Source organism: Amycolatopsis sp. NPDC004772 (assembly GCF_053601215.1).
In genome coordinates, this window is the sequence record NZ_JBSGBK010000174.1 from 1 (window position 1) to 3,920 (window position 3,920).

The following is a 3,920-nucleotide window of genomic DNA, read 5'->3' on the forward strand; positions in this document are numbered from 1 at the left end:
CGGATTCGTCCGGGGTTCCGTTATGCGCGGTCGTTGGAGGTCATCACGGCGGCGCGTGAGGCCGGTTTGGTGACGAAGTCGAATCTGATCCTCGGGATGGGTGAGACGCCGGATGAGGTGGCGCCGGCGATGCGGGACCTGGTGGATGCGGGCTGCGAGATTTTGACGATCACGCAGTATTTGCGTCCGTCGCCGCGGCATCACCCGGTGGATCGGTGGGTGAAGCCGGAGGAGTTCGTGGAGCACTCCCAGGCGGCCGAGGCGATGGGTTTCGCGGGTGTGATGGCCGGGCCGCTGGTGCGCTCGTCCTACCGCGCGGGACGCCTCTACGCCCAGACCAAGGCCCACCGCGGCGAGGTCTTGCCCGAAAACCTGCAGCACCTGGCGGCCGAAGGTCCCGCAGCCCAGGAAGCGGCGTCGCTCCTGGCTCGGTGACGCACGTCACCCCACCATCCTTAAAGGATCGGTAAAGTGGGGTCATGGCCCTGGTTTCGGACCTCCTCAGCTGGCTGCAAGGACTCCCGGAACCGGGGCTCGTCGCCGCGACCGGCGGCCTGGTGTTCGCCGAGTGCACGATCGGGCTGGGTTTCCTGGCCCCCGGCGAATCCGGGCTGCTCATCGCCGCGACGACGGCGAACACCGTGCCCCGGTTCCTGGTCCTGTGGCTGGTCGTCACCCTCTGCGCGACGGCGGGCGACGCGCTCGGCTACGGCATCGGCCGCCGCTTCGGGCCGCGCCTGCGTGACACGAAGCTGATCCGCAAGTACGGCCTGGAGGCGTGGGACAAGGCCACCGGCGTCCTCGAACGCCGGGGCGCCTGGGCGGTGTTCTTCGCCCGGTTCCTGCCGGTGATCCGGACGCTGACCCCGGCCGCGGCCGGGACGTCCGGGCTGCCGTTCCGCAAGTTCCTGCCGGCCGCCGCCGCAGGCGCGTTCTGCTGGTCGCTGGTCCACATCAGCATCGGCGCGACACTCGGTGAAGCCGCGAAGCGGATCGAAGGCGCGTTGAACACGGGCGGCCTGATCGTCGTCGGCGTGCTCGCCGCCGTTGCGGTGTTCTTCCTGCTGCGGCTGAAGAAGCGCAAGGCGCTCGCCACCCCCGAGCCGGAGCCCGAACGCGTGCCCTGAGTACTACATTCGGCGGTATGAGTCTCGCGGACCTTCCCCGGCCGATCGGTTTCGTCCTCGGCGGGGGCGGCAGCCTCGGCGCCATGCAGGTCGGCATGCTGCGCGCGCTGACCGAGGCCGGGCTGACACCGGACGTCGTGACCGGGACGTCGGTCGGCTCGCTCAACGCCGCCGTGCTGGCCCGCTCCGGCACCGACGCGCTCGCCCGGCTGCACGACATCTGGGCGCACATGACGCGGGCCGAGGCGTTCCCGGGCGGCGTGCTGAGCCGCGTCCGGACGCTGACGCAGAGCAAGACGCACCTGTTCCCCAACACGGGCCTGGCCGGGATCATCGCCGACCACCTGGGCGCCGACACCCGTTTCGAGGACCTGGCGCTGCCGCTCGGCGTCGTCACCACGCAGGTCGACACGGCCGAGCCGTTGCTGATCCGCTCCGGGCGCCTGCTGGAGCCGCTGCTGGCGAGCTGCGCGATCCCGGGGATTTTCCCGCCGGTGGAGCACGACGGGCAGCTGCTGTACGACGGCGGGCTCGTCGCGAACGTGCCGATGCGGCAGGCCCTCGCCATGGGGGCGGCGTCGCTGGTGGTGCTGGACTGCGCGTTCCCCGGGAAACTGCCGGGCGCGCCGCGGACGTTCGCCGAGGTGATGATGTTCACCGCGATGATCAGCATGCGGAACCAGGCCGTGCTGGAAGCGCCGCTGGCCGCGGCTTCGGTCCCGGTGGTCTACCTGCCGGGGCCGGCGCCGGTCCGGGTGAACCCCCTGGACTTCGGGCACACGGAAGCACTGGCGGACGAGGCGTACACGGCGGCGCGCGAGTACCTCGGCGCGCTTTCGGTGAACGGGCCGGGGCTGTACGGCGCACCGGGGCTCGTCATCACGTGATCCACGTCACGCCGATGCACCGATCCGCCGGCAAGAACGTCATCGCTATCGCGTAGTTTTGATGACGAATGCCCGCCGATCCCAATTCCCAAAAAGAGACAATATGCTCCCCAAGAAGATTTTACTTTCGGTGGCCGGAATCCTCGCCGGGGCACTGCTGCTTTCCGCTTGCTCGTCCGGTGACGACGGCGGTTCGCCCGCCGGCGGGGACCCGGCGTCGGGCTCCGCCGCGCCGTCCGACACGCCGGTCGCGGTGACGTTCGAGCCCGCGGGCGGCACGGCGGTGAACCCGGCGACGCCGATCGTCGTCAAGGCCGCCAACGGGAAACTGCTCGACGTCGCGGTGACCAACGCGGCCAAGGGGAAGGCGGTCGCCGGCAAGCTGGCGGCCGACGGGTCGAGCTGGACGTCCAGCGAGCCGCTCGGCTACGGCTCGACGTACAAGATCGTCGCGCACGCCCAGGGCAGCAACGGGAAGCCGATCGAGCAGGAAAACCAGATCACGACGTTGTCGCCGAAGAAGCAGGCGAACGCCAACCTGATCCCGGCGCCGTCCGCGGTGGCGAGCACGGGCGTGGGTGTCGGCCAGCCGATCGTGTTCAGCTTCGGCAAGATCGCGGTCAAGAACAAGGCGGCGGTCGAGAAGGCGCTGACGGTCGAGTCGACCCCGAAGCAGGACGGCGGCTGGTACTGGATCGACGACTCGAACGTCCACTACCGGCCGAAGGAGTATTGGAAGGCCGGCACGACGCTGAAGGTGACGGCGAAGATCTACGGCGTCGATTTCGGCGGCGGGGTGTTCGGCGCGGAAGATCGTACGGAAACGTACAAGGTGCACGATTCCTGGATCGCGAAGGCGGACGGGAACAGCGAGCAGATGCAGATCTTCCACAACGGCCAGATGGTGAAGTCCATGCCGATCTCGATGGGCAAGGACGCCACGCCGACCCACCTGGGCGCGCACGTGATTTCGGACAAGCAGGCCAATTACACGATGGATTCCTGCACGTACGGCGTCTGCCCGCCGGATCCGAAGGCGTACCGGTCCAATGAGAAGTGGTCGGAGCGCATCTCCAACGACGGCGAGTTCGTCCACGAGAACCCGAACAGCGTGAGCCAGCAGGGCAGCTCGAACGTATCGCACGGGTGCATCAACCTGAACGACGCGAACGCCCAGTGGTTCTTCCAGAACATGGGCCTGGGCGACGTCGTGGAGGTCACCAACTCGGGCGGCCCCCAGCTCCCGGTCTGGGACCTGTACGGCGACTGGTCAAAGTCCTGGGCCGACTGGCAAGCCGGCTCCGCAATCAAGTAACCCACCTCTTGTCCGGGGGTCAGGAGCTCCGCTCCTGACCCCCTTCTCATACCCCGCCAACCCCTCCAATCACCCGTGTCGCCCCTCAATCACGCGCGTGGCCCCTCCAGGCACACGTGTCGTCCGTCTAGGTGCGCGAGTCGCCCGCCCGAGTAGACGTGTCGTCCACCCAGGTACGGGTGTCGTCCGTCGAGGAACGCGAGTTCCGCCTTCAGTCACGCGAGTTCCGCCTTCAGTCACGCGAGGTCGGTCTTGAATCGCGCGGGTGCCGAGTTCCTGGCATGCCCTTGGCGCGTGCGAGGCCGATCTCAGGAGCGCCCGCCGCGGCGAGGGCGGGGCATCTCGGGTGTTCCAGGCGGCATCACGCGTGCTTTGAGAGGCATCACTCGTGATCGGCGGGGCATCACGTGGATTGGCCGGGCATCACAGCGGCCGGCCTCGAGCGGACTCGTGATCCGGCGCGGCGCCGGGCGGGTTCGCGTGATGGGGCCGGAAGCCGGGCATGAGAAAAGGGCCTGGGCCGGGAGACTGTTCGTCTCGACCGGGCCCAGGCCCTCTCCTTCACGTTAAGTTCGGCGGTGTCCTACTCTC

The 3,920-nt window shown here is 68.6% G+C and carries 3 protein-coding genes and 1 pseudogene; all 4 read left to right on the top strand.

All coding sequences use genetic code 11. From position 1 onward, the window contains the following. Positions 1-435, top strand: a pseudogene (locus ACWEF6_RS42770) (lipoyl synthase); the annotation flags it as partial. Between the two features lie 44 nt (positions 436-479). Then, positions 480-1,127 carry a DedA family protein gene (locus ACWEF6_RS42775; protein ID WP_449688177.1) on the top strand — a complete coding sequence of 216 codons (648 nt, stop codon included), beginning with the start codon at positions 480-482 and terminating at the stop codon, positions 1,125-1,127. Between the two features lie 17 nt (positions 1,128-1,144). Beyond that, positions 1,145-2,014 carry a patatin-like phospholipase family protein gene (locus ACWEF6_RS42780; protein ID WP_449688178.1) on the top strand — a complete coding sequence of 290 codons (870 nt, stop codon included), beginning with the start codon at positions 1,145-1,147 and terminating at the stop codon, positions 2,012-2,014. 103 nt (positions 2,015-2,117) lie between these two features. Beyond that, entirely contained in the window at positions 2,118-3,329 is a 1,212-nt protein-coding gene (locus tag ACWEF6_RS42785) for a L,D-transpeptidase (protein ID WP_449688179.1), read from the top strand. Positions 3,330-3,920 lie beyond the last annotated feature (591 nt).